24 protein-coding genes are annotated in these 25,575 nt (G+C 71.0%); 14 read left to right on the top strand and 10 right to left on the bottom strand.

Going from position 1 to position 25,575, the window contains the following annotated elements; all coding sequences use genetic code 11:
• Position 1: 1 nt before the first annotated feature.
• Positions 2 to 2,572 (bottom strand): hypothetical protein, encoded by a 2,571-nt coding sequence (locus tag ACFVXA_RS35140; RefSeq protein ID WP_390028247.1) that lies wholly within the window; start codon positions 2,570 to 2,572, stop codon positions 2 to 4.
• A gap of 512 nt (positions 2,573 to 3,084) precedes the next feature.
• Here ACFVXA_RS35140 and ACFVXA_RS35135 point away from each other — a divergent pair.
• From ACFVXA_RS35135 to ACFVXA_RS35105, 7 genes are all read left to right on the top strand, one after another.
• Positions 3,085 to 3,768, top strand: coding sequence for a DUF899 family protein (locus tag ACFVXA_RS35135; RefSeq protein ID WP_390028246.1), 684 nt, complete (start codon positions 3,085 to 3,087; stop codon positions 3,766 to 3,768).
• Between the two features lie 120 nt (positions 3,769 to 3,888).
• Positions 3,889 to 6,300, top strand: coding sequence for a glycoside hydrolase domain-containing protein (locus tag ACFVXA_RS35130; RefSeq protein WP_389471077.1), 2,412 nt, complete (start codon positions 3,889 to 3,891; stop codon positions 6,298 to 6,300).
• Between the two features lie 6 nt (positions 6,301 to 6,306).
• On the top strand, positions 6,307 to 6,651 hold the full coding sequence (locus ACFVXA_RS35125; RefSeq protein ID WP_362022186.1) for a hypothetical protein: 345 nt from the start codon (positions 6,307 to 6,309) through the stop codon (positions 6,649 to 6,651).
• Positions 6,648 to 7,385, top strand: coding sequence for a hypothetical protein (locus ACFVXA_RS35120; protein WP_390028245.1), 738 nt, complete (start codon positions 6,648 to 6,650; stop codon positions 7,383 to 7,385). The genes ACFVXA_RS35125 and ACFVXA_RS35120 overlap by 4 nt, the downstream gene beginning before the upstream one ends.
• Before the next feature lie 284 nt (positions 7,386 to 7,669).
• Positions 7,670 to 7,873 carry a cold-shock protein gene (locus tag ACFVXA_RS35115; RefSeq protein ID WP_030224351.1) on the top strand — a complete coding sequence of 68 codons (204 nt, stop codon included), beginning with the start codon at positions 7,670 to 7,672 and terminating at the stop codon, positions 7,871 to 7,873.
• 183 nt (positions 7,874 to 8,056) lie between these two features.
• Positions 8,057 to 9,739, top strand: a complete 1,683-nt coding sequence (locus ACFVXA_RS35110; RefSeq protein ID WP_383745897.1) for a DEAD/DEAH box helicase — start codon at positions 8,057 to 8,059, stop codon at positions 9,737 to 9,739.
• 67 nt (positions 9,740 to 9,806) lie between these two features.
• Positions 9,807 to 10,124 carry an SCO5918 family protein gene (locus ACFVXA_RS35105; protein WP_362022195.1) on the top strand — a complete coding sequence of 106 codons (318 nt, stop codon included), beginning with the start codon at positions 9,807 to 9,809 and terminating at the stop codon, positions 10,122 to 10,124.
• A 135-nt stretch (positions 10,125 to 10,259) separates the two neighbouring features.
• On the opposite strand, the gene ACFVXA_RS35100 is transcribed toward ACFVXA_RS35105, so the two are convergent.
• Entirely contained in the window at positions 10,260 to 10,634 is a 375-nt protein-coding gene (locus ACFVXA_RS35100; RefSeq protein WP_362022198.1) for a hypothetical protein, read from the bottom strand.
• Between the two features lie 572 nt (positions 10,635 to 11,206).
• On the opposite strand from ACFVXA_RS35100, the gene ACFVXA_RS35095 reads away from it, so the two are divergent.
• Complete coding sequence (locus tag ACFVXA_RS35095; RefSeq protein ID WP_362022201.1) at positions 11,207 to 11,539, top strand: MerR family transcriptional regulator; 333 nt, start codon at positions 11,207 to 11,209, stop codon at positions 11,537 to 11,539.
• Positions 11,540 to 11,622: 83 nt separating this feature from the next.
• Here ACFVXA_RS35095 and ACFVXA_RS35090 read toward each other — a convergent pair whose 3' ends face one another.
• From ACFVXA_RS35090 to ACFVXA_RS35075, 4 genes are all read right to left on the bottom strand, one after another.
• Positions 11,623 to 12,654 (bottom strand): SMP-30/gluconolactonase/LRE family protein, encoded by a 1,032-nt coding sequence (locus tag ACFVXA_RS35090; protein ID WP_390028244.1) that lies wholly within the window; start codon positions 12,652 to 12,654, stop codon positions 11,623 to 11,625.
• A gap of 130 nt (positions 12,655 to 12,784) precedes the next feature.
• Entirely contained in the window at positions 12,785 to 13,240 is a 456-nt protein-coding gene (locus tag ACFVXA_RS35085; protein WP_362022204.1) for a (2Fe-2S)-binding protein, read from the bottom strand.
• A 124-nt stretch (positions 13,241 to 13,364) separates the two neighbouring features.
• Entirely contained in the window at positions 13,365 to 15,485 is a 2,121-nt protein-coding gene (locus tag ACFVXA_RS35080) for a molybdopterin cofactor-binding domain-containing protein (RefSeq protein WP_390028271.1), read from the bottom strand.
• A gap of 449 nt (positions 15,486 to 15,934) precedes the next feature.
• A complete protein-coding gene (locus ACFVXA_RS35075; RefSeq protein ID WP_362022207.1) occupies positions 15,935 to 16,330 on the bottom strand; it encodes a DUF5994 family protein in 396 nt (131 codons plus the stop codon).
• 388 nt (positions 16,331 to 16,718) lie between these two features.
• Between ACFVXA_RS35075 and ACFVXA_RS35070 the strand changes: the two genes are divergently transcribed.
• Positions 16,719 to 17,111, top strand: coding sequence for a helix-turn-helix transcriptional regulator (locus tag ACFVXA_RS35070; RefSeq protein WP_362022209.1), 393 nt, complete (start codon positions 16,719 to 16,721; stop codon positions 17,109 to 17,111).
• Between the two features lie 33 nt (positions 17,112 to 17,144).
• Here the strand turns inward: ACFVXA_RS35070 and ACFVXA_RS35065 are convergent, their stop codons facing one another.
• The 3 genes from ACFVXA_RS35065 to ACFVXA_RS35055 form a co-directional block, all read right to left on the bottom strand.
• The gene (locus ACFVXA_RS35065) at positions 17,145 to 18,317 is read right to left on the bottom strand and encodes an NAD-dependent formate dehydrogenase (RefSeq protein ID WP_390028243.1); all 1,173 of its coding nucleotides are present in this window, start codon (positions 18,315 to 18,317) and stop codon (positions 17,145 to 17,147) included.
• Between the two features lie 103 nt (positions 18,318 to 18,420).
• Positions 18,421 to 19,356, bottom strand: a complete 936-nt coding sequence (locus ACFVXA_RS35060) for a LysR family transcriptional regulator (protein ID WP_383909359.1) — start codon at positions 19,354 to 19,356, stop codon at positions 18,421 to 18,423.
• An 86-nt stretch (positions 19,357 to 19,442) separates the two neighbouring features.
• Positions 19,443 to 19,922 carry a molybdopterin-dependent oxidoreductase gene (locus ACFVXA_RS35055; RefSeq protein ID WP_390028242.1) on the bottom strand — a complete coding sequence of 160 codons (480 nt, stop codon included), beginning with the start codon at positions 19,920 to 19,922 and terminating at the stop codon, positions 19,443 to 19,445.
• Positions 19,923 to 20,149: 227 nt separating this feature from the next.
• Here ACFVXA_RS35055 and modA point away from each other — a divergent pair, with 227 nt between their 5' ends.
• Genes modA through ACFVXA_RS35040 form a run of 3 tightly spaced genes read left to right on the top strand, consistent with a single transcriptional unit; the run spans position 20,150 to position 22,987 of the window.
• Entirely contained in the window at positions 20,150 to 20,974 is an 825-nt protein-coding gene (modA, locus tag ACFVXA_RS35050; RefSeq protein ID WP_384024082.1) for a molybdate ABC transporter substrate-binding protein, read from the top strand.
• A gap of 25 nt (positions 20,975 to 20,999) precedes the next feature.
• Positions 21,000 to 21,905, top strand: coding sequence for an ABC transporter permease (locus ACFVXA_RS35045; RefSeq protein WP_390028270.1), 906 nt, complete (start codon positions 21,000 to 21,002; stop codon positions 21,903 to 21,905).
• Positions 21,902 to 22,987: an ABC transporter ATP-binding protein gene (locus tag ACFVXA_RS35040; protein ID WP_390028240.1), complete on the top strand. Its 1,086-nt coding sequence runs from the start codon at positions 21,902 to 21,904 to the stop codon at positions 22,985 to 22,987. Before ACFVXA_RS35045 ends, ACFVXA_RS35040 begins: the two co-directional genes overlap by 4 nt.
• Positions 22,988 to 23,059: 72 nt before the next feature.
• Here ACFVXA_RS35040 and ACFVXA_RS35035 read toward each other — a convergent pair whose 3' ends face one another.
• A complete protein-coding gene (locus ACFVXA_RS35035; RefSeq protein ID WP_362022228.1) occupies positions 23,060 to 23,995 on the bottom strand; it encodes an FkbM family methyltransferase in 936 nt (311 codons plus the stop codon).
• A 79-nt stretch (positions 23,996 to 24,074) separates the two neighbouring features.
• Between ACFVXA_RS35035 and ACFVXA_RS35030 the strand changes: the two genes are divergently transcribed.
• Together ACFVXA_RS35030 and ACFVXA_RS35025 are read left to right on the top strand one after the other, a co-directional pair.
• Complete coding sequence (locus ACFVXA_RS35030) at positions 24,075 to 24,575, top strand: cupin domain-containing protein (RefSeq protein WP_389936566.1); 501 nt, start codon at positions 24,075 to 24,077, stop codon at positions 24,573 to 24,575.
• Between the two features lie 422 nt (positions 24,576 to 24,997).
• Positions 24,998 to 25,417, top strand: a complete 420-nt coding sequence (locus ACFVXA_RS35025; protein ID WP_362022233.1) for an ATP-binding protein — start codon at positions 24,998 to 25,000, stop codon at positions 25,415 to 25,417.
• The last annotated feature ends 158 nt before the right edge of the window (positions 25,418 to 25,575 follow it).

Here is a 25,575-nt window from a genome sequence, read left to right as displayed (position 1 = left end):
GTCAGTTCCTGACCGTGAGGTAGAGCCAGCCGCTCCACGTGCTCAGGTTGGTGGTGTCCTTCGTGCTGTGCTCGTACTCGGAGCGGACCCGGAACTTCTGGTCGACCGCGTTGGTGAGGCTCAACTGCGCCACCGCGGTGCTGTTCGCGTCGAGGGACACACAACTCGACGTGGTGAGCGTGTGCCAGGCGCCGCTGTAGTACTCCTGGGCCTGGAAGCGCTCGCACTGGCCGGACTTGTTCGGGGTCACCACAGCGGTCACCCGGGGCTTCACCGTGTGGTGGTAGACGCGGTAGGTGGTGCCGCTGTACGTGGTGCTCGTGTAGTAGCCGGTCAGCGTCTGAGCAACCTTCACCTGGTCGTAGGCCGTGCGGGTGGCCGTGGCCGGGGCGTAGCGGTAGTCGCCCGCGAAGGACGCCGTGAACGTCGTGGTGCGGCTGAGTTTGTACGTGGCCGACAGGTTCCCCTTGCCGTCCACGGTGCCGGACTTGACCAGCGTCTTCTTGCCGCCGGACGGCTGCGCGTAGATCGAGACCGTACGGCCGTTGTACGTCGTACCGAGGTGGGCGCCGACGGTGGCCGTCGCGCCGTATGTGTACGAGGACCTGTCGGTGGTGATGGACACGGTCGTCACCGCACGGGACACCTGGACGATCGCGGACGCGGTGGCCGCCTGGTGGGAGGCGTCGCCCGGGTAGCTGACCGTGTAGGTGTCGGCGCCGCCGATGGACGGCGTGTCCTTGACCGTGACCGTGCCGTCGGTACCCACGGGCGCGGTCCACTGGACGGGCGTCGTCGTGTGGGCGGCGTCCGTGCGGGACACGGTGACCGTCTCGCCGCTGCCGTACGGCGCGTCGCCCAGCGTGCCGCCGAACGTCAGCGCGGTGCCGCGCGTGGCGGTCGTGGGGGCGTGCAGCGTCAGGGCCGGGGTGTACGGGGAGACCTGCAGGGTCGCGTCGGAGGACGTCGGCTGGTGCGTCGCGTCGCCCGCGTAGGAGAGGTGGTACGTGAATCTGCCGGCGCTGTCCGGGGCGTCGGTGACCGTGAACTCGGTCGTGGCCGGGTCGACCGGGACCGACGGGAGCTGGGTCGTCTCCTGGGTGTCCTCGTTCGTCCTGGACACCTGGACGGTGGCGCCCTCCGGGAGGCTGACGAGGTTCGGACCGGTCAGGAGCGAGCCGGTGAAGGCCACCGAGTGGGGCGTCGCCGAGCTGACGTCCGGGAACGGGATGGTGGTCGACAGCTTCGCCACGTGCACCGTCAGCGAGGCGGTCGCAGCCCGGTGCGTCGCGTCACCGGCGTACGACACCTGGTAGGTGTACGCGCCCTCGTCCTGGCGGGTGTCGCTGACGGTGAACGAGCCGTCCTTGCCGACCGCGGCCGTGGCGTCGGGCAGGGGTGTGCCGTCACGGGTGACCTGGAGCGTCGCGCCGGCCGGTACGAATCCCTTGGTGCTCACCGATCCGGTGAAGGTGAACTGCCGGGTGGGGACCGCGTACTGCGGGGCGTTCAGGGAGAGTTGGGTGTCGGTGAGCTTGGGGGCGCCCAGCACGTCGAGGGCGTAGCCGCCCGAGGAGTCCCGCGTGACGGCGTAGAGCGTCACGCCGTCGGCTCCCCACTCCAGGCCGTCCGGGGCCAGGGTCCCGGTCGGGAAAGTGACGTGGTTCTCGGCGGAGTTGGAGTCGGCGTAGAGGTACAGGCCGGCGGCCGAGCCCGAGGTGCTGCCGACGGCGATCGTCCCGTCGGTGTCCCCGGCGAGCGAGTTCGGGCCGGAGCCGACACCGCCGGTGTAGTACACGGAGGGGTCGGCGCTGCCCAGGTCCGAGGTGCGGTACGCCTGCAGGGCGGGCGACTGCGGGGCGGCGAGCAGCACCCGCGCGCCGTCGCCGGTGACCTGGAGCCCGGTCGCCGTACCGCCGTGGACCAGGGTGTCGGCCTCGACCGACGCCGTCCCGGAGGAGACGTCGAAGGTGGCCACGTGGCTGAGGTTCTGCTGTGGTTCCTCGGCCGCGAGGACGCCGCCGCCCGTGGCGAGCAGCGGGGCGGCCGACCAGTGCGACATCGAGGGCTGGGAGGTGGCCGCCGGGTCGGCCGCGGACGGGTCCACCGATCCGATGACGCCCTTGCCGCCGGCCGGGTCCGTGCAGCCGTACCAGATCCGGCCGCCCGCCACGGCGACGGAGACCGGGGCGCTGCCGGTCCCGGTCGGGATGCGGGTGGACTCGGTGAGCGTCGCGGTGTCGATGGCGGCGAGCGCGTCACCGTCGGCCAGGGCCGCGTAGAGCGTCCCGCCGTCGGCGGACAGCGCCAGACCGGTGGCGCCCGGCTCGTCGGCGAGGGTGGTGACGGGGGCACCGGACAGGTCGGTCACCAGGATGCCGGTCGAACCGGCGCCCTGGCTGAAGAAGATGTGCCGGTGAGCGGCGTCGACCAGCATGTGCGAGTAGTGGGACAGCGGCAGCGCCGCCGTGCTGTCGGCCCAGGCGGTGGATCCCGTGAGGCCGACGGTGGCGGTGGTCAGCCCGGCGACGACCGATATCGACGCCGTGAGCGAGACCTGCTTGAGGCGCATGGAGCTCCTGGGGAAAAGGTGAACACGCAGGTCGGACGATAACGCTCGCCCGTGACAGGCCTCGTCGCGGGCCGCCTCCCCCAGCCACCCGTTCAACACTTTTGCCCTCATTCCGCGACCACGGCGGCCGGTGTCCCGCCGCTGCGCCGCAGGTCGGAGCCTCCCGTCATGACCTGGCAAAGAGTACGGCCCCGTGCACCGGCCCTCGGGGGGCCTCGGCCACGCTCCGTCGTTCACGGCCCCCCAAGGGCCGGGCGCCCGTGGGTCGTTCGCCGGCGCTCTCCCCCGCCCGAGGTCATCGGCCTCGCGCCTCTGTGACCCCTCTCTTCACGGCCGTCAGAGCCTGCCACTGAGGTTTCGCCGCTGCCGCGCGGACGATCAAGACATTGTCCGTGCAGGGAGGGGCGGGCCGGTGGAGTGCGCGCGGCTCCGGCGCCCGCGAAACCCCGAGCCGCCCTACGCTTGAAGGAGCGGTTCGGGGACGGGGGGAATGCCCACACCTGGAGGACGCGATGTTGCGGCACACCAGACTGGACGCGGAATCCGCGGACTACCTCGCCGCTCGTGAAGAGCTGCGCCTGGCCGAGATCGAGCTCATGCGCCACCGTGAGAGGGTCGCGGCCCAGCGGCGGGCGCTCCCGCCGGGGCCGCCGGTCGACGACTACGTCTTCCTGGAGGGGCCGGCCGGCCTCGACAGCGGCGACGCACCGGTGCGCGAGGTCACCCTGAGCGAACTGTTCACCGCCCCGGACCGGCCGCTGATCGTCTACCACTTCATGTACGGCAAGCTGCAGACCAGCCCCTGCCCGATGTGCACCCTGTGGATCGACGGCTTCAACGGCATCGCCCACCACCTCGGCCGCAACGCCGACTTCGCCGTCGCCGCGGCGGCCGACCCGCCCACCCTGCGGCAGCACTCCCGCAACCGAGGCTGGGACCGGCTGCGGCTCCTGAGCTGCGGCGACAGCACCTTCAAGTACGACCTGGGCAGCGAGGACAAGGACGGCGAGCAGGACTCCACGGTCTCCGTCTTCACCCGCGACGGCGACGGCACGGTCCGGCATGTCTACTCCGCGCACCCCCGCTTGGCCGATGACATCGCCGAGCGCGGCATCGACCTGCTGGCCCCGGTCTGGCATCTCCTCGACCTGACCCCGCGGGGCCGCGGCGACTGGTACCCGAGCATCGACTACTGACGGAAAAGAGGGAATTGAGAGTTCCGTCGGCTATGGTCCGGCGCACGGCACCAGGCCAGATGGGATCGCCGCCTTCCCCGACCGACGCCCCCGTACGGGCCGGTGTCGCCTCGTAGCGGCATGAGGAGAGTGGGCGCCTTGGACGAGAAGGTTCTCGATGCTCAGCAATGGGTGAACGCCACGTACGGGAACGTCGCCGGCTACCAGCGGTGCCCGGAGGACGGCCGTACCGGCTGGGGCACCATGTACTCCCTGATCATGGGCCTCCAGCACGAGCTGGGCATCAGCCCCGTCGTCGCGAGCTTCGGCCCCACCACGATGGCGAAGGTCGCGGCCCTCGGCGACATCGGGTTCGGCTGGAACCAGAACGCCAACATCGTCCGCATCATCCAGCACGGCCTGTTCTGCAAGGGCTACTGGGGCGCCAACGGCTATGGCGAGTACGGCGCGGTGACCACCGAGGCCGTCAAGTCGCTCCGCCTCGACATGGGCTTACCGGACGGCGGGAGCGGCACGACGGGCGGCCAGACCACCCCGAAGCTCTTCAAGTGCATCCTGAACATGGACGCCTACGTCCGGGTGGCCGGCGGCACGGACGACGTCCGGGCGATCCAGCAGTGGCTCAACGGGCGCTACTGGCAGCGGGACGCGTACAGCATCGGCCCCTGCGACGGGATCTACTCCCGGGACGTCCAGAAGGCCCTGATGATCGCCATCCAGTACGAGCTGGGCATCACCTCCCCGAACGGCAACTTCGGTCCGGCCACGCAGGCCGGCCTGAAGACGAAGAACCTCGGCGAGGGCGACTCCGGCATCTTCGTGCAGCTGTTCTCCGCGGCCTGCGTGTTCAACTCGCCGGTCCCCAGCGGGGGAAGCAACGCGGGTACGTCGACGACGTGGCGCGGCACCTACGACGCCAAGCTGGCCGAGTTCGTCCGCGCCTTCCAGAGCTTCTCCCGGCTCGCGGACTCCGGCCGCTCCGACTACCAGACGTGGGCCCAGCTCCTGGTGTCGACGGGTGACCCGGACCGTCCCGCGACCGGGTCCGACACCCGGTTCGAGATCACCACGTCCCGGGCGAAGTGGCTGTACGACAACAGCTACCGGGTGGTGGGCCGTTACCTCTACGACCCGCCGGGGTCCACGCTCGACAAGGAGATCAAGCCCGGCGAGCTCCAGACGATCTTCGGTGCCGGTCTGACGGTCTTCCCGATCTACCAGGACAACGCCCGCCAGATCGGCGACTTCACCTACACCCAGGGCTACATGCACGCCCTGAACGCGCACAAGCTGGCCGCCGACTACGGCTTCAACCGGGGCACACCGATCTACTTCGCGGTCGACTACGACGCCACCCAGGACGAGATCGACGCGGCGATCGTCCCGTACTTCCACGGCGTGGCCGCCGGCCTCGCCTACAACGGCAAGCGGTACATACACGGGGTGTACGGGTCCCGGAACGTGTGCACCAACGTCACGACCAAGACCGGCGCCCGCTACTCCTTCGTCTCCGGCATGTCCTGGGGATTCTCCGGCAACCTCGGCTTCCCGCTCCCGGCGAACTGGTCGTTCAACCAGATCAAGGAGTTCCAGGTCAGCAACGGATCCGATGTGTTCGACCTGGACCGCGACGTGGTCTCCGGCGCGGACCGGGGCCAGAACTCCATCGGCAAGGCGGCGGGACCGGCCGACGGCTTCATCGACTACGTCGGCCGCCTGTACGCGATCGCCCAGGCGTACGGCAAGGGCAACCCGAACCAGCTCGTCATGGAGTACATCCGCCACGAGTCCTACGGCGACTACCAGTGGGACTTCCTGATCGGCGGCTACGACGGCGACTTCATCACCTTCGCCAACGGTCGCGGCATGAGCGTGATGACGGACTTCACGGACCCCTTCACCGGGTACGAACTGGGCGCCGAGCACCTGATGGCCACGGCCAACGGACACTTCGTCACCCCGCGGCCGGACAACCCCAAGAGCGTCAACGGCGGGGACGTGGCGGGCTGGGGCGGTGACCTGATGACGCTCTACGCGGACTGGCGCAACTCCGGATACGCCTCCGGCTACACCTTCTGCCAGGAGAAGTTCGCCAAGATCGGCGTGGCCTCCAGCTTCGGCTTCAACGACCTGATCGAGGACGCCGACGGCTACCTCCTGGCGAACGTCGTGCGTGGCGGAAAGGACATCGCGAGCGCGGTCCGCGACCACTACAACGGCGGCGGCGGGCTGCACCGGTTCACGGACTACTACCAGCAGCGCTTCACCAACGCCGAGGACTGCAAGTTCCTCGCGCACAACGTGCTCACCGCGTTCGACGACGCGCGGGTCGTCGCCGCCCAGAAGTACCTCATCGCGGTCCGGGGCGGGGCCGCGCTCCCCGAGACGATCGACTACGACAAGCTGGAGCGGTTCGAGCAGGGCTTCGCCGACGAACTGCTCGCCCGCACCGGCACCGAACGCAGGATGCGGGCGACGTACCGGGCGAACCACGAGAAGTACCTGCGCGCGGCCGGCCGAAGGAAAGAGTGACGCACAGTGCGCCGACGGACACCGGGACCCGCCGGGTGGCTGGCCCTGACCGCCGTAGCGGCGCTCCTGCTGGGATTCACGTACGCCGTGGGTGTGTTCTCCGGCGGCCATGAGATCGACGAGACCTGTGCCGCCGCCGGCTGGACCTATGACGAGCGGTACCGGGCCGAGCACTGGCGCGACCAGCGCCGGCTCTTCCCGCTGCACGAGCGGTGCAACGCCCATGACGACCTCGTCCCGCCGTGGGTGAACCCGGCGCTGGTCGTGCTGTTCGTCGCCCTCGCGGGCTGTGCGGGAGCCGCGGGGTGGACGGCGATCACCCGTGTGAGAGCGAAGAGGGGGAAGTCATGAGGGTTCCTGAGGTGTCACGGCGCCGGTTCGTCGGTGCCACGGCGGGGGTCGCGGGCGCGCTGGCGCTCGGCACGGTCGGCACGGCGGGACCGGCGGCCGCGCTGCCGGCACAGCCGGGGGGCTCCGGAGCCGCGCTGCCGACACAGGGGGCGGGCTCTAAGGCCGCGCTCCCGGCGCGGAACGGGATCTGGCGGGACGCCCGGTCGGCGAACGGCTGGCCGGTCCTGGAACAGGCCGAGCGGTTCGCCGTCGAGGGCAGCGGCCGGACGGTCGAGCTGGCCAAGGGGAACGCGGCGGTGATCCTGCTGTATGTCGCCCGGCGCTTCCACTACGAGATAGCTCCGCTCCGCGAGGGCGACGTGCTCGGCCACAGACGGTCGCGCCGGATCCGCGAACGCCACGAGTCCAACCACCTCTCCGGTACGGCCCTGACGATCCGCGCCCACGCCTACCCCGCCGGGGTCCGAGGAGGCCTCTACCCGAACGAACTGCTGGTCGTCCGGGACATCCTGGCGGAGCTGGACGGCAGCGTGGTCTGGGGCGGTGACCTGCGCTCACCGAAGGAGTCGCATTTCGAGATCGCCCTCAAGCCCGGGCACCCGAAGGTGAAGGGTGTCGCGCGCAGGATCGGGGCCTGGAACGCGGGTCCGGGCGACGAGGGCGCGGGGGCGACCGACGCGTTCGATCCGAAACGGCGGGCGCGGGCAGCGGCCTTCGCTCGTCGGGCGGGGTAGGGGTACCCGCGGAGCAACGCTGCGGCCCGGGCGGATCAATATCTGTGGCGGGGAAGTGAGATATCGGCGCGACTCACGATGAGAATTCCTTGCCCGACAGGCGGAGCGGAATTCAAAATTGTGCACGAACGATCGCGCCATGCTACTGTCGTTCTCAGTTGCAGTTGTGGTTCCCAAAGTTTTTCCGGTGCATTTCCCAATGAATTTCCCGGACGGGGCAATCATCGCGGCGACGTGGGTCCACACAGTGTGGACTCTCTAGCTCTGCCCCAAGGAGATTTGACATGGCTACTGGCACCGTGAAGTGGTTCAACGCGGAAAAGGGCTTCGGCTTCATCGAGCAGGACGGCGGCGGCGCCGACGTCTTCGCCCACTACTCGAACATCGCCGCCCAGGGCTTCCGCGAGCTCCAGGAAGGCCAGAAGGTGTCGTTCGACATCGCACAGGGCCAGAAGGGCCCGACGGCCGAGAACATCGTTCCCGCCTGACGCTGACGCACATTTCGCAGCTGGGGCCCGCACCGTGGGGTGCGGGCCCCAGCTCGCTGCATTTCAGGGCGCCTTACGGAAATGTAAGCGATCCCATTGCCTTTGGCTCGTTCTTGCAATTCTCTGCGCCGCTCATGTGCTGCGGGAATTCCTTGATACGTGCCACATCAAGGAAGGTTCCGCATGAACCGCGCACGCCAGAATGACCGCTCCCCTCGTACACACACTCGCACCCGCACCGGAAATTCGGGCGCCGGCTGGGGTGGCGGCCGCTCCGGGGCACCGCGCCGTCCCGAAAGCCACGGACGTCGACAGACCGCACCGCAGGGCGAGTTCGCGCTGCCGACGACGATCACCCCCGGGCTGCCCGCCGTCGAGTCGTTCGCCGATCTCGACATGCCCGCGCCGTTGCTGACCGCGCTCGGCCACGCGGGCGTGACCGTGCCGTTCCCGATCCAGGCGGCGACCCTGCCGAACTCCCTCGCCGGCCGTGACGTCCTCGGCCGTGGCCGCACCGGTTCCGGCAAGACCCTCGCCTTCGGCCTCGCGCTGCTGGCCCGTACGGCCGGCCGGCGCGCCGAGCCGCGGCAGCCGCTCGCCCTCGTCCTCGTCCCCACCCGCGAGCTCGCCCAGCAGGTCACCGACGCGCTCACGCCGTACGCCCGCGCCGTGCGGCTGCGGCTGGCCACCGTGGTCGGCGGGATGCCGATCGGCAGGCAGGCCGGAGCCCTGCGCGCCGGCGCCGAGGTCGTCGTCGCGACGCCGGGCCGGCTCAAGGACCTCATCGACCGGGGCGACTGCCGGCTGGACGGCATCGACACCACCGTCCTCGACGAAGCCGACCAGATGGCCGACATGGGCTTCATGCCCCAGGTCACCGCCCTGCTCGACCAAGTGCGCAGCGGGGGCCAGCGGATGCTCTTCTCGGCCACCCTGGACCGCAACGTGGACCTGCTCGTGCGGCGCTACCTGAGCGACCCGGTGGTCCACTCCGTCGACCCGTCGGCGGCGACGGTCACCACGATGGAGCACCACGTCCTCCACGTGCACAACGCGGACAAGCACCGGACGACCACCGAGATCGCGGCGCGCGAAGGCCGGGTGATGATGTTCCTGGACACCAAGCACGCGGTGGACCGGCTCACCGAGCACCTGCTGAACAGCGGCGTCCGCGCCGCGGGCCTGCACGGCGGCAAGTCCCAGCCGCAGCGCACGCGGACCCTCACCCAGTTCAAGAACGGGCATGTGACGGTGCTGGTGGCGACCAATGTCGCGGCCCGCGGGATCCACGTCGACCACCTCGACCTGGTGGTGAACGTGGACCCGCCCAGCGACCCCAAGGACTACCTGCACCGTGGTGGCCGGACGGCCCGCGCCGGTGAGTCCGGCCGCGTGGTCACCCTGGTGACCCCCAACCAGCGGCGCGGCATGAGCCGGCTGATGGCGTCCGCCGGGATCACCCCGCAGACCACTCAAGTGCGGGCGGGTGAGGCGGAGTTGAGCCGCATCACCGGTGCCCAGGCCCCCACGGGCGTCCCGGTCGTCATCACCATGCCGGTGGTGGAACGCGAACGCTCGCGACGCGGTACGTCTTCTTCGGGACGGTCGTCGTCGAGGTCGTCGTCACGGTCTTCTTCGCGGTCGTCGTCGCGCTCTTCATCGATCTCTTCGGCCCGTTCGTCATCCGGTTCGCCGTCGGGTTCGCCGTCGGGCTCGCTGTCGGGTTCTTCGACCGGATCGCCGTCCGGTTCGTCGTCCGGCTCTTCGTTTCGGGGACGCCGTGGCCGCAGCGGTCAGGGGCGGCCCAGCTCCTTCGTCTCGGACAGCTCCCCCACCTCTGGACGGGTCCGCGCCGAGGGTCTGTGACGACATGACCGTCATGACCGTCGAGGTGGCCCTCTCGTCGCCCTTCTCCGTCCCCCTGTGAGGCATCATGCGCTGCGTCATCGCCCGGTATCCGTTCGACCTCACCAAGAGTGGAGTGGTGGACTCGATGAAGGGCATCAAACCCGAGCCCATCACGGGTGAGTCCGTGATCATCGGCCGCCGCCACTACCCCGTCAAGCAGGTGGGCGAGGTCATCACCCGACAGGACCGCCGGGATTTCACCGCCGGGGAAGTCACCCGGGCCATGGCCCGCCTCGGCTTCACCTGCCAGGGCGGCCCCGAGCCCGCGCCCGTCACGCGTGTCCTCACCCCGATCCAGAACGCGTCGGCGCTGCTCGGCAGTCCCGCGCCCCTGGAGGTCTGAGGACAGCCGCGCGGACGCGCGGAAACCGCGACCCCGGCACCTGCGCGGAGGCCGCGACAAGAACAGCCGGAACAGCAGTGAGGGCCCTGCCGACACACGTCGGCAGGGCCCTCATCGCGTTAGGGGAACAGCCTCCTACTGGTCGGAGTAGCTGAAATCGCCCACGGTCCAGGCGCTGACGTCCTTGATCGCGACGCGGTACATCCCGCCGGTCTCGGGGATCCCCAGGCTGCCCTGCAGGATCCGGGCGAGATGGAAGTGCAGATGCGTGGGCGCCTCGCCGCGGTCGGGGCGGCGCTTCGCCCGGTGGGCGGCGAACACGTCGGAGAACGGGCCGAGACGGTCCGAGTCCTTGAGGACCTCCGACACCCGCTCCCTCCAGACGGATTCGGGAGCCAGCCGGCCGGTGATGACGGTGCCGCCGACGACCACGGTCAGCGACATCTGATTGCTGTGCTCGGACTCCACCATGGCGCAGATGTCAACGAGCAGCTCGTCAGGGTTCGACATGAGAGCCCATTCTATTCAGCGGGCCCGCCGCGACCCCACCCCCCTGTGGCCCACACCGACACCAGGTGTCGTGGGTCGCAGGATATGTACCTTTCAAGTGAACCGAAATCTACTCTGACGAGAGTAGACATTGCCCATCGGTCTGGCTAAGGTTTCTTCCGTAGACACAGTCAGAGAGACCTGCCAGACACGAACTGGCGGGTGGTGGCCCGCAGACCGAGGGGCCACCGAGGCAACACCAGCAGTTCGCGACACCAGTAGTACGCAACACCGATGGAGTACCGCAGTACCAGTTCGCAAGTAGTCGTTTCAGAGGAAGAACGGAGGAGCAGACGCCATCAGGATCGCCCGGCCCGAGAAGCTCTTCGGCCCGGGTACCGCAAGACCCCGGAATGGAAGGTGGTCCCCGGTCACGCAGTCGCGATCCCCGCATACCCGTCCCTCTCCCGGGCCGGGCAGCGGATACAGAAGGTCGGCACAGCAGTAGAGCCGACAGATGGTGTTCAATTTCCTTCGGGGCCTTGGTGCCGTTCGGCACCAAGGCCCCTCGACGCGTTGCACTACGAGGTGACATGACAGCAGATACCCCGCTCAGCGGTCGTCTGGACGACGACGACTACCCCGCCTACACCATGGGGCGTGCCGCAGAGTTGCTCGGCACCACCCCGGGCTTCCTCCGCGCCATCGGTGAGGCCCGTCTGATCACGCCGCTCCGCTCGGAGGGCGGGCACCGCCGGTACTCCCGGTACCAGCTGCGCATCGCCGCGCGCGCCCGTGAGCTCGTCGACAAGGGCACCCCGATCGAGGCCGCATGCCGCATCGTCATCCTCGAGGACCAGCTCGAGGAGGCTCAGCGCATCAACGCCGAGTACCGCCGCGCCGCGAAGGAATCGCCCAGCAGCTAGCGCACACGTTCCCGCTCACTCACATCAGACTCCCGCTCACTCAGATCAGAGCGGAAGACCGTCGGACGGCATCCTGAACGCCGTCAGAGGGAGACGGCGACGGCGTTGAAGCTCGTGTCGGGCGTCTGCGGGCTGGTGAAGCGGGCGTTGACCAGGTAGAGGCGATGGCCCCAGCGGGCGACGGTGGTGGGGACGTCGAAGCGCGCGTCGGTGATCGTGCGGCGCAGGGTGGCGGTGGTGGCCCTGGCGTCGAGGTCGAACACACTGATGACGTTCAGCCGGTTCTGTACGACGTACAGCGTGCGGCCGATACGGAGGAGCCCGTCGCCGTTGACGACGGTGTCCGCGCCGATCAGCGCGATCTCGGTGGCGTACCCCGTCCTGAGGCTCACCTGGTAGAGCCTGCCGGGGGAACTGCTGACGACGATCAGGCCGCGGCCGTCGGGGGTGCCGACGATGCCGTTCGCGTTGTTCACGTCCGGCGTCTGGACCCAGTCGCCGGTGAGTGGCAGCGCGCGGGGCTCACCCTCGCGCCCGCGCGGTATGCCGTAGAGCACGGCGTCGCGCGAGTCGGTGAACCATGCCCGGTCGCCCAGCAGGATGACATCGTTGATGAAGTGCCCGGTCGGGTCGGTCAGTTGGTAGCTGGTCAGCAGTTCGCCGGTACGGGAGTCGACGACACGCGCGACTCCGGTGCTCCCGGCGACGTACAGCAGTCCGTCCTCGTCCAGCTTCAGCCCGACGGACACCAGGCCGGTACCGCCCTCGTGGATGACCTCGCCCTCGCCGGTGCGCAGGTCGGTGCGGCGGATGGCGCCGTCGGCGCGGGAACCCAGGTAGGCGTACGGCTCTGTGCCGATGGTGATCCCCTCGGGGAGGAAACCGTTCGGGAGCGGGAACTCGGTCGGCCATGGGCCGGCCGCGGCCGAGGTAGCGGCATGCGCCGTGCCGGTACCGGTGCCGATCGCCACCGCGAGCGCGGTGACCGCGGCACCCCCGAGCAGGGCGCGCCGGGACGCCTGTCGGCGGGACGACTGAGGATCGGCCGGTTGAGGATCGGCCGGTCGACGTTCGTACGACTGAGGACGGGACGACTGAGGATGGATCCGGGGCATGATTCCGGGCCTCCGTGAAGAGAAGCGTCGTGGGGGTGGGACCTCGTTGCGCTCAGCTTCAACTCGCTTACCAATGCGGTCTGTTGGTCAACGCATGGTCAAGCGCCGAGGTTCCCCGAACGCGTTCTCGTCAGTCGTGGGCCGCCGCCTTCTTGATCGCCTCGCGGATCCGGGAGTAGGTCCCGCAGCGGCAGACGTTCTCGATGCGGTCGATGTCGGCGTCCGATGGGCTGGACGTCTTCTTGAGGAGCGCCGCGGCGGCCATGATCTGCCCGGGCTGGCAGAAACCGCACTGGGCGACATCGCAGTCGAGCCAGGCCTGTTGGACGGGGTGGAGTGTGTCGCCGTCGGCCAGTCCCTCGATGGTGGTGACCGCGCGGCCGGCGCAGTCCGCGACCGGCACGACGCAGGGCTGGACCTCCGCGCCGTCGAGATGGCTGGTGCAGGCGCGGCAGACGCCGACACCGCAGCCGTATTTGGGCCCGGTGACGTCCAGCAGGTCGCGCAGCACCCACAGCAGCGGCATGTCGGCCGGTGCCTCGACGGTGACCGGCTTCCCGTTGAGGACGAAGGAGTAGGAGGGCATCGGCAGCACCGTCTCAGGATTCGCAGCGGGTTCAGGTTTCCCGGCGGGTTCAGAAGTCGCGGGGGGACTCAGAAGTCGCGGGGGAGGCTCAGAAGTCGCAGAAGGCTCGGAAGTCGCGGGAGGCTCAGAAGGTGAGGGGGAAGCGGCGGGGGCGGGTGCCCGTCGCGCGGGCGTAGGCGTTGGCGACGGCTCCGGCCGCGGCGGGGACGCCGAGCTCGCCCGCCCCGCCGGGGTCCCGCCGGGAGGGCATGATGTGCGCCTCGAAGTGCAGCGGGGCGTCCCGTTGTCGGGCGTAGTGGAAGTCGGCGAAGCTGCCCTCGCGGACGGCGCCCCGGTCGATGTGAAGGCCGGCCCTCAGCACGGTGGAGATGCCGTCGACGGCGGTGCCCATGAGCTGGGCCTCAAGTCCGCGCGGATTGACGGCCGTTCCCACGTCGGCCGCCATCACCACCTTGGTCACCCGGGGGTTCTTCGGGTCGGTGGCGTCGATCTCGACCAGGCAGGCCACGCAGGAGTCGTACTCCTCGTGCACGGCCACGCCCTGGGCCCGCCCCGCCGGCATGGTCCGGCCCCAGTCGCCGGCGGTCGCGACCTTGTCGAGTACGGCCTTGACGGCCTTGCTCCTCAGGGTCGTACGGCGGAACGCGACCGGGTCCTCGCCGAGGCTCGCCGCGACCTCGTCGACGACGATCTCCTCCGCGGTCCGCATCGTTCCGGAGTCCACCGAGCGCCAGGCTCCGAGGGGCATCGCCAGTTCCACGCCGCCCGAATCCCCTGAGACGCGGCCGAAGTTGTAGAGGCCGTCGTCGCTGGGGAGGGGGCCCGCGGCCGAGGTCCGTGCACCGGAAACGGCGGTGGTCACCCGGCCCGTCGCACCGCCCTGGGCGGCCGGGCCTCCCTTCCCGTACGACTCGTTCACCGAGGCCATCATGTGGGTGAAGGCCACCACCCGGCCCCCCGCGTGGCTGGCCCGGATGCGGTGGTGGCTGGCCGGCCGCATCCGGCCGTGCCGGATGTCGTCGTTCCGCGTCCACATCAGCTTGACCGGGCGGTGTGCGGCCTTGGAGATCTGGGCCGCCTCGATCGCGGCGTCGTAGTTCAGCCGGCGTCCGAACGAGCCGCCGCCCCGCATGACATGGACCCGGACCTTCGACGCGGGCAGCCCGACCAGCGAGGCGATGGTGTCGCGCGCGTCCGTCGGCGTCTGCGAGGAGAACCAGATCTCGGCGTGGCCGGCGCGCACGTCCGCCACCGCGGTCAGCACCTCCATCGGCGCGTGGCTGACGAAGGCGAACTCGAACTCGCCCGTCACCTGCCGGGTGCCGAGCAGCGGGGTCCCGAGCGGGGGGACGGCGGCGCGCAGCCGGGAGCGGATGGCGGCGTCCGACAGAGCCGCGAGCGGGCCCGGCGCCCACCTGATCCGCAGCGCGTCCCGGGCCTTGAAGGCATGGTGGAAGGAGTCCGCCACCACGGCGACGCCACCGGCGATCCGGACGACCGCGTGGACGCCGGGCAGCGCGCGGGCCGCCCGGTCGTCGACCGAGACGACCTTCCCGCCGAGCGTCGGCGGCCGCGCGACGACGGTCGGCTTCGCCCCGGCGACCGACAGGTCCCCGGCGTACTTCGCCGCCCCCGTCACGATGTCGCGTGCGTCGATCCGGTTCGTCGGCTGCCCGATCACCCGGTGCCGGGAGGCCGGCTTGGGCTCGGCCCGCAGGGCGGGATGGTGGATCCTGGCGGCGCTCTCGGTCAGCGACCCGAAGGTGGCCGTACGCCCGTCGGGGGCGACCACCATCGTGTCCCGGGTGCGCAGCAGGCCGACGGAGAGGTGCCAGCGCCGGGCGGCTGCGGTCAACAGCTTGGCGCGCGCGGTGGCGGCGAGCTCGCGGGCGGGTCCGTACAGCGAACGGACCGAGCTGGAACCGCCGGTGTACTGGTTCCCCTTGTTCCGGGCCTCGGCGAGCGGGATCTCGACGTCGGCGAGCCGGGCGTCCAGCTCCTCGGCGATCATCATGGCGACCGCGGTCGTGATGCCCTGGCCGACCTCGACACGGGGCAGCCGTACGACGACTTTGTTGGCCGGGGTGACCTCCAGGACCAGCATCTCCTCGTCCTCGCCGGTCACCAGAACGTCGGACGGGGTGCCCACGCCCGCCGCGGTGGGCTCGGCGCCCTCCGCCGACGAACCGTCGCAGCCGAGCGGGGCGGCGACGGTCAGGGTGGACGCCGCCAGCGTGTAGACCATGAACCTGCGGCGGGACAACTGACGGGCCAACGGACAGTCCTCTCGGTGCGTCGTACCCGGGTTCCTTCGACTGCACTGTAGGAGGGACAGGCGCGCTTCCGGGTTGCGCCGGGTCGCGCACCGAGAGCGCTGTCCGTCGGCGAGTCCCGTCCGTCGGCGGGTCACGCTGCACGCGATCGCGCTTCAGCCGGTGCCGAAGCCCGCCGTCACCTTGTCCGAGCGGCTCTCCGGGACCGTGGCTCAGGCCGTGCGCGGGGCCGACGCGGACCATGCCCGCGGGGTGCCGCTCGGCGGCGGCCGTGTTGCCGGGCCCTTCGGCGCCGGCCGTGTTGCCGGGCGGCTCGGCGACGGCCGCGTCGGCGAGCCCTTCGGCGGCGGCCGTGTTGCCGGGCTGCTCGGCGACGGCCGTGTGCAGGCCGGGGCGGGTCAGTCGTGCGGTCGGGTTCCCGTCAGCGGGTGCCCACCGCCGCGGCCGCCATCAGTGGCTCGGCGTCCACCGCGTCGACCTCCGGGGGGACGACCAGCAGGTCCCAGCGGCCCCGGCCCTGGCTGAGCAGGCAGACCGTGTGCCGCCCGTGCGACCCGGTCGACCTGCGCAGCCGTACGACATGGTTGGCGACGAGCATGCGTCCGGGCGACGCCGGCCACATCGCCGTGTTCACGGTGACGGCGGTGATCTGGCCCCACGTCCGAGGCAACGCGCCGATCAGCAGCGGGAGTTCGGTGAGCAGATCGCGGGAGCGGGGCCACCAGGCCCCGTCGATGCGCCGCGGCAGGACGCTGTGCGGCGCCAGACGCAGCCGGGCGCGGGGCTGGGACGGCAGGGGTTCGATGACGGTGGCCATGAAGGCGCTCCTGTCTGGGGCACGCCTTCGGGGACGTGCCGGTGATTCATCCGGTGCGCGGGCTCAGATGACGCGTCATGCCATGCGGCGCGGACTCCGGCGACTACCGGTGGTGCGTGTCGTGCGGCGCGGGCTCAGGGGGCGTCCCAGGGGCGCGACCCGCCCCGGGCGGTGCTCTTCCCGGCGTCGTCGTGAACCGAGGACGAGACCGGCACTACCACCGGCGTACGACATGCCCTCGGTCCGCTCACCCTACTCCGCCCTACGGGCCAGGGGCCTTACGAGCCGACAGGACAGCGGACTTCGGGGCCTTCGGACGTCTGCCCGACCGGACCACGCCCACGGCTTTCCTTGCAGGTGCAATGATCTGCTGCCTATCTTGGCGCGTATGCAGTCCTACACCATCGGCCAGGCCGCCCGGCTCCTCGGCGTGAGCCCCGACACCGCCCGGCGGTGGGCGGACGCCGGGCGGGTGGCCACCCATCGGGACGAGGGCGGGCGGCGGCTCATCGACGGGCGGGATCTCGCCGCGTTCTCCGTCGAGCTCGCGAAGACCGACGGCGAGGAGGACGCCTCCTACACCTCGGTCCGCAACGCGTTCCCGGGCATCGTCACCGCCGTCAAGCTCGGCGATGTCGCGGCCCAGGTCGAGATCCAGGCGGGCCCGCACCGGCTGGTCTCCCTGCTGACCCGGGAGGCCGTGGAGGAACTGGGCCTGGAGGTCGGCATGGAGGCCACGGCACGGGTGAAGTCCACCAACGTGCACATCGATCGCACCTGAGCGGACCTACGGCTCAGGCGGCATCAGGAGGCGTCAGGAGGCAGCCGTCGAGTACGAGTGCGCCCCCGTCCCCGCCAGCGCCCCGCCGTCGACGATCAGGTACTCGTCGCGGATCGGTGTGCCGTCCAGCCAGGATTCCAGGATCTCCCTCGTGCCCGCCGCGTAACGGGCCTGCGCGGAGAGCGAGGAGCCGGAGATGTGCGGGGTCATGCCGTGGTGCGGCATGCTGCGCCACGGGTGGTCCGCCGGAGCCGGCTGCGGATACCAGACGTCACCGGCGTAACCCGCCAGCCGGCCGCTGCGCAGGGCGCGTTCGACCGCGTCCCGGTCCACGATGCGCGCCCTGGCCGTGTTGATGAGATAGGCACCGCGCTTCATCGTGGCGAGCAGCGCGTCGCCGAACAGGCCCTCCGTCTCGGGGTGCAGCGGCGCGTTGATGGTGACGACGTCGCAGTGCGGCGCCATGTCCTGGGCACTCTCGTGGAAGGTCAGGCCCAGTTCGCGCTCGACCTCGTCGGGGAGCCGGTGGCGGTCGGTGTAGTGCAGCTTGACGTCGAAGGGCGCCAGACGCCGCAGTACGGCCAGGCCGATGCGCCCGGCCGCGACCGTGCCGACGTGCATGCCCTCCAGGTCGTACGAGCGGGCCACGCAGTCGGCGATGTTCCAGCCGCCGTCGAGCACCACCTGGTGCGAGGGGAGGTAGTTCCGTACCAGCGAGAGCGTCATCATCACCACGTGTTCGGCGACGCTGATGCTGTTGCAGTACGTCACCTCGGCGACGGTCACGCCGTGTGCGATGGCCGCGTCGAGGTCGACGTGGTCGGAGCCGATGCCCGCCGTGATCGCCAGCTTGAGGTTCTTGGCGGCGGCGATCCGCTCGGGGGTCAGGTAGGCGGGCCAGAACGGCTGCGAGATGACGACGTCCGCGTCGGGCAGTTCACGGTCGAAGACCGAGCCGGAGCCGTCGCGGGCGTCCTTGTCGGAGGTGACGACGAGGGTGTGGCCGCGCTCCTCCAGGAAGCGGCGCAGCCCGAGTTCGCCGGTGACGCTGCCGAGCAGCCGGCCCGGGGCGAAGTCGGTCGCCTTCGGGGTGGGCGTGGTCTGGCCTCCGGGGTAGTGGTCGATGACGGGGAGATCGTCCCGGGCGTACGTCGTCGGGTATCCGTCGGTCGGGTCGTCGTACAGGACGCAGAGCACCTTGGCCATGTCGCGGCTCTCCTCAACTCCGTTGTCGGAAGGTGCCTTTCACCATCCTCGGGGTCGATTCCGCTGGTCAAAGCGAACGTTGCTATGCCCGGATAGCCCGCGGCTATGAGCCCCCGCCGTCGAGGTACGTGTGCAGCAGCGTGTCCAGCGCGTCCCGCACCCGCGCCTCCCGCGCCGACTTCACCAGTGCCTCGGCGAGCACGGAGGGCGGGTCGTCCCGCGCGACGACGATCCCGACCCGAGGCCCGTGCGCCGGCCCCTCCAGCGGCACCACCCGCATCCCGTCCGGCACCCCGAACATGTGCAGCCAGGCGTGCGAGATCACGCTGGACCAGCGGCCGACCGGCAGATGCGCGTACAGCCCGGCGACGCTGTCCGACTCGATCACCGGTGCGGCCGTCGCGCCGTCGGCGGCGAAGCACTCGTCGATGATCCGCCGGTTGCGCATCCGCGGGCTCAGCAGACACAGGGGCAGGGCCGCGGCCTCCGCCCAGCGTGCCGTCGTCGCCGTCGCCAGCGGGCCGTCCACCGGAGTGAGGAGCACATACCGCTCCTCGTACAGCGGGAAGCGGCGTACGTGACGGAGCTCGTCGTCGTCGAGGTACGTCATCGCCGCGTCCAGTTCGAACTCGGCGAGGCCATGGGTGATCTCGGCGGACGACAGCGACTCCAGGCTCACCCTGGCCTGTGGATGCCGCTCGCAGAACGGGGCGGTGAGCAGGGAGGCGGCGGGCAGCGCGGTGGGGACGACGCCCAGCCGCAGGGTGCCGGTCAGGCCGCCGCGCAGCGCCGACAGCTCCTGGTGGAGGGCGTCGCGCTCGGCGAGGATGCGGTGCGCCCAGGCCAGTACGACCTCACCCTCCGAAGTCAGGCCCTCGTACCGTCTGGCCCGGCGCACGATCGGGACGTCCAGTTCGTGTTCCAGGCGGCGGATCGCGGCGGAGAGCGACGGCTGCGACACATAGCAGGCGGCCGCGGCGCGGGCGAAGTGCCGCTCCCGGGCGAGCGCCACCAGGTACTCCAGTTGACGCAGCAGCATCCGCGACCTCCCGTCGACGTCGAACCGTCGACTGCCCACAGTCGACCGTCGACCATTGACGGATCAGGCTCGCAGACATGTCCGCCCTACGTCCATGACGGGTAGCGCCCGTCCACCCGGATCGCGTTGATGCCGCTGGTGTGCCGGGCGCCGCAGCGGTCCTGGGGCAGGACCAGCTGGGGGCCCGCCCGGTCGAGCGGGGTGTCGTCGATGCCGACCGCGAGCAGGACCGGCGCATGCGCGAAGTCGGGGTCGATCTCGGCCCAGGTCAGCAGGGCGTGGTGGCCGTCCGCCCCGGTCGCCGCGATGAGGAAGCGCAGGCGGTCCTTGCGGCGGGCGGGGTCGAAGACGGGCCCCGCGTCGCGCAGGACGTCGTGCAGCAGCGGGCCCCGGAAGCGGTGGTGCTGGACGCCGCTGGTGGCGCACTCGAAGCTGACCTCGACCCGGTGCTGCGGCCAGGCCTTCAGGTCCGCCACGGTCGGCCGGGCGGGCCGGACGAGGTCTCCGGTCAGGGCCGGCTCCGCCAGGGAAGGAGCGGGCGGCTGGGTCAGAAACGGGCTGCTCACTCGGCACCACCTCCCCGATGACCGTACCCAGCCGCCCGTCCCGTACAAACGCACATGCGTACATCCCAACCACGATCGTGCAGCTCATGCGATGAGACAGGAGACTTCCCGCTTGCATCTGCGGCAGTATGATCGGCGCATGCCCAGCTGAGGCGTCGGCCCGCACACCTGAACCGTCACAAGCGTCCCCGCATGCGTACCTGAAGAGTCAGAGGAGTAGCCCCGTGATGACCCGTTACGCTCGCCGGACCCGCCGGACCCTGCAGGTGGCCGGTGCGGGTGCCGCCGCGCTGCTGGCTCTGAGCGCCTGCTCCTCCGGCTCGGGCTCGTCGTCCAAGCCGGACTCCTCGGCCTCCGCCAAGGACACCTCGAAGCTCTCCGGCACGGTGACCGTCTTCGCCGCCGCCTCGCTCAAGGAGAGCTTCACGACGCTGGGCAAGGAGTTCGAGAAGGCCCACCCCGGCACGAAGGTGACCTTCAGCTTCGGCGGCAGCGACACGCTCGCCGCGAGCATCACGGGCGGCGCCCCGGCCGACGTCTTCGCCGCCGCCAGCCCGAAGACGATGGCGATCGTGACGGACAAGAAGGACGCGGTGGGCACCCCGTCCACCTTCGTCCGCAACCAGCTGGAGATCGCCACCCTGCCCGGCAACCCCGACAAGGTCGCCTCCCTGAAGGACCTCACCAAGTCCGGGCTCAAGGTCGTACTCTGCGACAAGACGGTGCCGTGCGGTGCCGCCGCGCAGAAGGCGCTGGACGCCGGCAGCCTCAAGCTCACCCCGGTCTCGTACGAGCAGGACGTCAAGAGCGCCCTGACGAAGGTGGAGCTGAAGGAGGCCGACGCCGCCGTCGTCTACAAGACCGATGTGAAGGCGGCGGGGGACAAGGTGGAGGGCGTGGAGTTCCCCGAGTCGGCCAAGGCCATCAACGACTACCCGATCGCCCTGCTCAAGGATGCCCCCAACGCGGCCGCGGCGAAGGCGTTCATCGAGCTGGTGCAGTCCGCCGAGGGCCAGAAGGTGCTGACCGCTGCGGGGTTCCTGCAGCCGTGACCGAGGTGCAGCCGTGACCGAGCCCATGACCGGGCTGGACAAGTCCGACGCCGCGGCCGAGGTGCTCGCGGGTGGCGACACCCGCGGGGCCGGGCCGCGGCGTCGCCGTGTGCGGGGCGGGGCGCGGGACGAGGTGCGTGGGCGGGTGCGGAGCGGGGTGCCGCTTCCGCTGCTGCTGCCCGCCCTCGTCGGCCTGGCCTTCCTGCTCCTCCCCCTGATCGCCCTTCTCGTACGGGCCCCCTGGCGCAGCCTGCCGGACCAGCTGACCAGTACGGCGGTCTGGCAGGCCCTCCAGCTGTCGCTGATCTCCGCCACGGCGGCCACGGCGGTGAGCCTGGTGCTGGGCGTCCCGCTCGCCTGGCTGCTCGCCCGGACGGACTTCCCGGGGCGCGGTGTCGTACGAGCGCTGGTGACGCTGCCGCTCGTGCTGCCCCCGGTGGTGGGCGGTGTGGCGCTGCTGCTGGCGCTCGGCCGCAACGGCGTCGTCGGGCAGTGGCTGGACTCGGCCTTCGGGATCACGCTGCCGTTCACCGCGGCGGGGGTGGTGGTCGCGGAGTCGTTCGTGGCGATGCCGTTTCTGGTCATCAGCGTGGAGGGCACGCTGCGGGCCGCCGATCCGCGCTACGAGGAGGCCGCGATGACGCTGGGCGCCTCCCGCTTCACCGCGTTCCGCCGGGTCACGCTGCCGCTGATCGCGCCCGGCATCGCGGCGGGGTCCGTGCTGGCCTGGGCCCGCGCGCTCGGCGAGTTCGGCGCGACGATCACCTTCGCGGGCAACTTCCCCGGCCGCACCCAGACCATGCCGCTGGCCGTGTACCTGGCCCTGCAGAGCGACCCGGCCGCCGCGATCGCCCTGAGCCTGGTCCTGCTGGTGGTGTCGATCGCGGTACTGGCGGGCCTGCGGGACCGCTGGATGACGGCGGCGTCATGACGGACCTCTTCCCCGCCCCCGGCCAGAAGCCCGCCTCCGGCGAGGGACTCGACGCCCGTATCGTCGTCCGCCGGGGCGCCTTCCACCTCGACATCGCGCTGGCCGCCGCCCCCGGCGACGTCGTCGCGCTGCTCGGGCCGAACGGTGCCGGCAAGACCACCGCGCTGCGCGCCCTGGCCGGGCTCACCCCGCTGTCCGAGGGCGGCCGGCTGCGGCTGGACGGCGCGGCCCTGGACCGTACGCCGCCCGAATCCCGCCCGGTGGGCGTCGTCTTCCAGGACTACCTGCTCTTCCCGCACCTCTCCGCACTCGACAACGTGGCCTTCGGACCGCGCTGCCAGGGCGTGCCGAAGGCGGCGGCCCGGGCACAGGCCGCCGCCTGGCTGGAGCGCATGGGCCTGGCCGACCACGCCGGAGCCAAGCCGCGTCGCCTCTCCGGCGGGCAGGCGCAGCGTGTCGCCCTCGCCCGCGCGCTGGCCACCCACCCCCGGCTGCTTCTGCTGGACGAACCGCTGGCCGCGCTCGACGCCCGTACGCGGCTCGATGTGCGCGCCCAACTCCGGCGCCACCTCGCCGACTTCGAGGCCCTCGCCGTCCTCGTGACACACGACCCGCTGGACGCGATGGTGCTGGCGGACCGGCTCGTCGTCATCGAGCACGGCCGCGTCGTCCAGGACGGCGCCCCCTCGGACATCGCCCGCCATCCGCGCACCGACTACATCGCCCAGCTGGTCGGCCTCAACCTCTACCGGGGACAGGCGGAGGGCCACACCGTACGGCTGGACGCGGGCCCGGCGATCACCACGACCGAGGACCTCACCGGACCGGTCTTCGTCGCCTTCCCGCCCGGCGCCGTCACCCTCCACCGCGACCGCCCCACCGGCTCCAGCGCCCGCAACCTGTGGCAGTGCCGGGTCGGCGGCCTGGAGACCCACGGCGACCAGATCCGCGCGGACCTCACCGGCGAACTCCCGCTCGCCGCCGACCTGACGACGGTCGCCGCGGCGGAACTCGACCTGCACCCGGGCGCCCCGGTGTGGGCGACGGTGAAGGCGACCCAGACGCACGCCTATCCGGCGTGACCTGGGCCTGCCTGCCCGGCGTGACCAGGACCTGCCCGGCGGATCATGCCGGAGACGCCCTAGTGGGGCGCCCTAGTCCTCCGGGGCCGGTACGGCAGCCGCCCGCACCATCACGCAGTCGAACTCCACCACGCGGCCCGTCGCCGCTTCCCTGGACACCGGGTACATGCCCGTGATCTCGAACCCGCTCTCCTCGTACACGGCGATCGCCTCGCCCATACGGGGGCTGCCCTCGTACAGCCGCAGCGTCGCGACCTCCGACTGCATGGCGACGAAGTCGGCGACGCGGTCACCGGCGCCCGCGAACACCTCCAGGTCGTACCCCTGGGTGTCCATCTTCAGATAGGGCCGCGGATCGGTGAGGCCGTCGAGCGCCTTGTCCATCAGCCCGTCGAGACGGCGGATCTCGATGTCCTCGGTACGGGTCTTCGCGAACCGCTTGTAGCGGTCCTTGCCGTACTCGCTGGGCGGGAGAAGGGAGTTCATGGTGTTCCAGCCCACGTGGATGGACCGGGTCGCGTCCTCGCGCCCCAGCCCGAGGTGGTGCACCGCCCACTCGGGGTCCCCCTCGGCTGCCTTCCGGAGCTTCGCGAACGCCTCCGCCGTGGGTTCGAACGAGACGATCCGGCCGGTGTAGCCGAGGCGGCGCAGCTGCCGTCCGTACTGGCCGGAGTTGGCCCCCACGTCGAAGACGCAGTTCACCTCGTACCGGTCGAGGAGGGCGGCGACGTGCTGGCCGCACAGGTAGGTGGCCGCCGCCAGCTGGAAGCGGCGTTCGTCGGCCGCCGTCGCCTTCTCGTCGAGCAGGAGACGCGCGCCGGTGTCGCCCAGCGGCACGTTCTTCCAGGCCGCGGGCCTGCCGCGCAGCACCAGGTCGGCCCCCGGCCCCAGCGGAACGCGTCTGCGCTCACCCCGCCGGTAGAGCACCGCTGTACCCGAACCGAGATCCAGAACCCGCACCCCTATCCGGGGAAGCAGCCCTAGCAGTTTTCTGTGAAGGGTCGGCATGACCACACCCTTTCAGACATGCCGGCGGGTGCACCCGGAGTTGGTTGAACCGTTTTCGCCTGCGTGATACAGCCATGTGATGACCTCACCCGGACCCGCTTCCGAGGCCCCCCGCGAGACCTCTTCCGAAACCCCGCCGCTGGCCGCCGCGCTGGGCATGCAACCGCACCCGGAGGGCGGCTGGTTCGTCGAGACATGGGCGGCGCCGCACGCCCTCCGCCCCGACGGCTATCCCGGGCCCCGCGCCGCCGCGACCGCCATCTACTTCCTGCTCACCCCCGACGACACCTCCGCCTGGCACACCGTGCGCTCCGACGAACTGTGGCTGTGGCACCGCGGCGGCCCCCTGGAACTCCTCCTCGGCGGCGACGGCGACGCGCCCTCCCCCGAACCGACGGTGGTCCGCCTCGGCCCCGCCGTCGAGAACGGCGAGCGCCCCCAAGTCCTCGTCCCCGGCGGTGTCTGGCAGTCCGCCCGCCCGGCGACGCGCCAGGAGGTCCTGGTCAGCTGCCTGGTCTCCCCCGGCTTCGACTACGCGGACTTCCGCATGCTCGACCGGCCCGGCCCGGCCCCCCACTGAGGCACGCCCCGTCCTCCTACCCGCGCCATCCTCCTACCGCGCCGCATCTCCGTCAGCCACCACTCGACGGGGCCGAGCGTGAGCAAACCGCTTCCCGCACCCGCGAGTTCACCGGCGGCGGGGCGGAGGCGGGCGTGGGCGCACTCGGAGCGGGGTGGTCGTGCAGCGCCGCTTCATGGCCGAGGAGGTGCCGGCAGAGGTCGCCGGGGTCGTACGGGAACTGCTCATCCGTCCCGGCACGCACAACCGCTGTACACCCTTAGCGGCTTTGTGACGTAAGGCGCTGGTTGCGGATCACCAGGGGCGGGCATCACCCGGAGGCAGGACCGGCCGCGCACCGTTTCGCGCGGGTGCCGGTCGGCGGGGATGGAGTCGCCGGGCCGGGTACCGGTTGTCCTGGGAGGGGAAGAGAGGTGTCCGTCATGCGTGCGCACCAGCGCGCCGTCCGGCCGACCGCCCGTGTGGAGTACACCCTGCCGCGTGCGGCCGTCTCGGCGGGCAGGGCCCGCAGGCTGACGTCGGCGTTCCTCACCCGGCCGCGGCCACGGATGGCGGCACCGACCGCCGATCAGGTCGACGACGCCACGCTGATCGCCTCCGAACTCGTCGCCAACGCCGTACGGCACGGCCGCAGCGGCTGTCGGCTGCGCCTGCAGCTGGGGCACGGGCAGCTGACCGTCGAGGTCCACGACGACAGCCCGGGGCGGCCTCGCGTCGGCCGGCTGGACACGGAATCGGAGAGCGGGCGCGGGCTCGCGATGGTCCAGCAGCTCGCCCACAGCCTGGAGGTCGTCAGCACGGGCCTGGGCGGCAAGACGGTCCGTGCGGTGCTGGCCGTGTGACGACGCGCCTCGCGGACGCCACCCGCACGGGCGCGGGGAGCGCGCGGAGTCGTTCGAGTTTCGACCTGCCAGAAAGTGGGCAAGAGAGCGGCCCGAAAAATCAGCCGGAAATTCACCCAAAAAGCAGGTGGCCGGGGCCGCACCTCGCGGTGCGGCCC

The sequence above is a fragment of the Streptomyces sp. NPDC058246 genome (assembly GCF_042881985.1).
Classification (GTDB): Bacteria; Actinomycetota; Actinomycetes; order Streptomycetales; family Streptomycetaceae; genus Streptomyces.
This window is presented reverse-complemented; position numbering and strand designations above follow the sequence as displayed.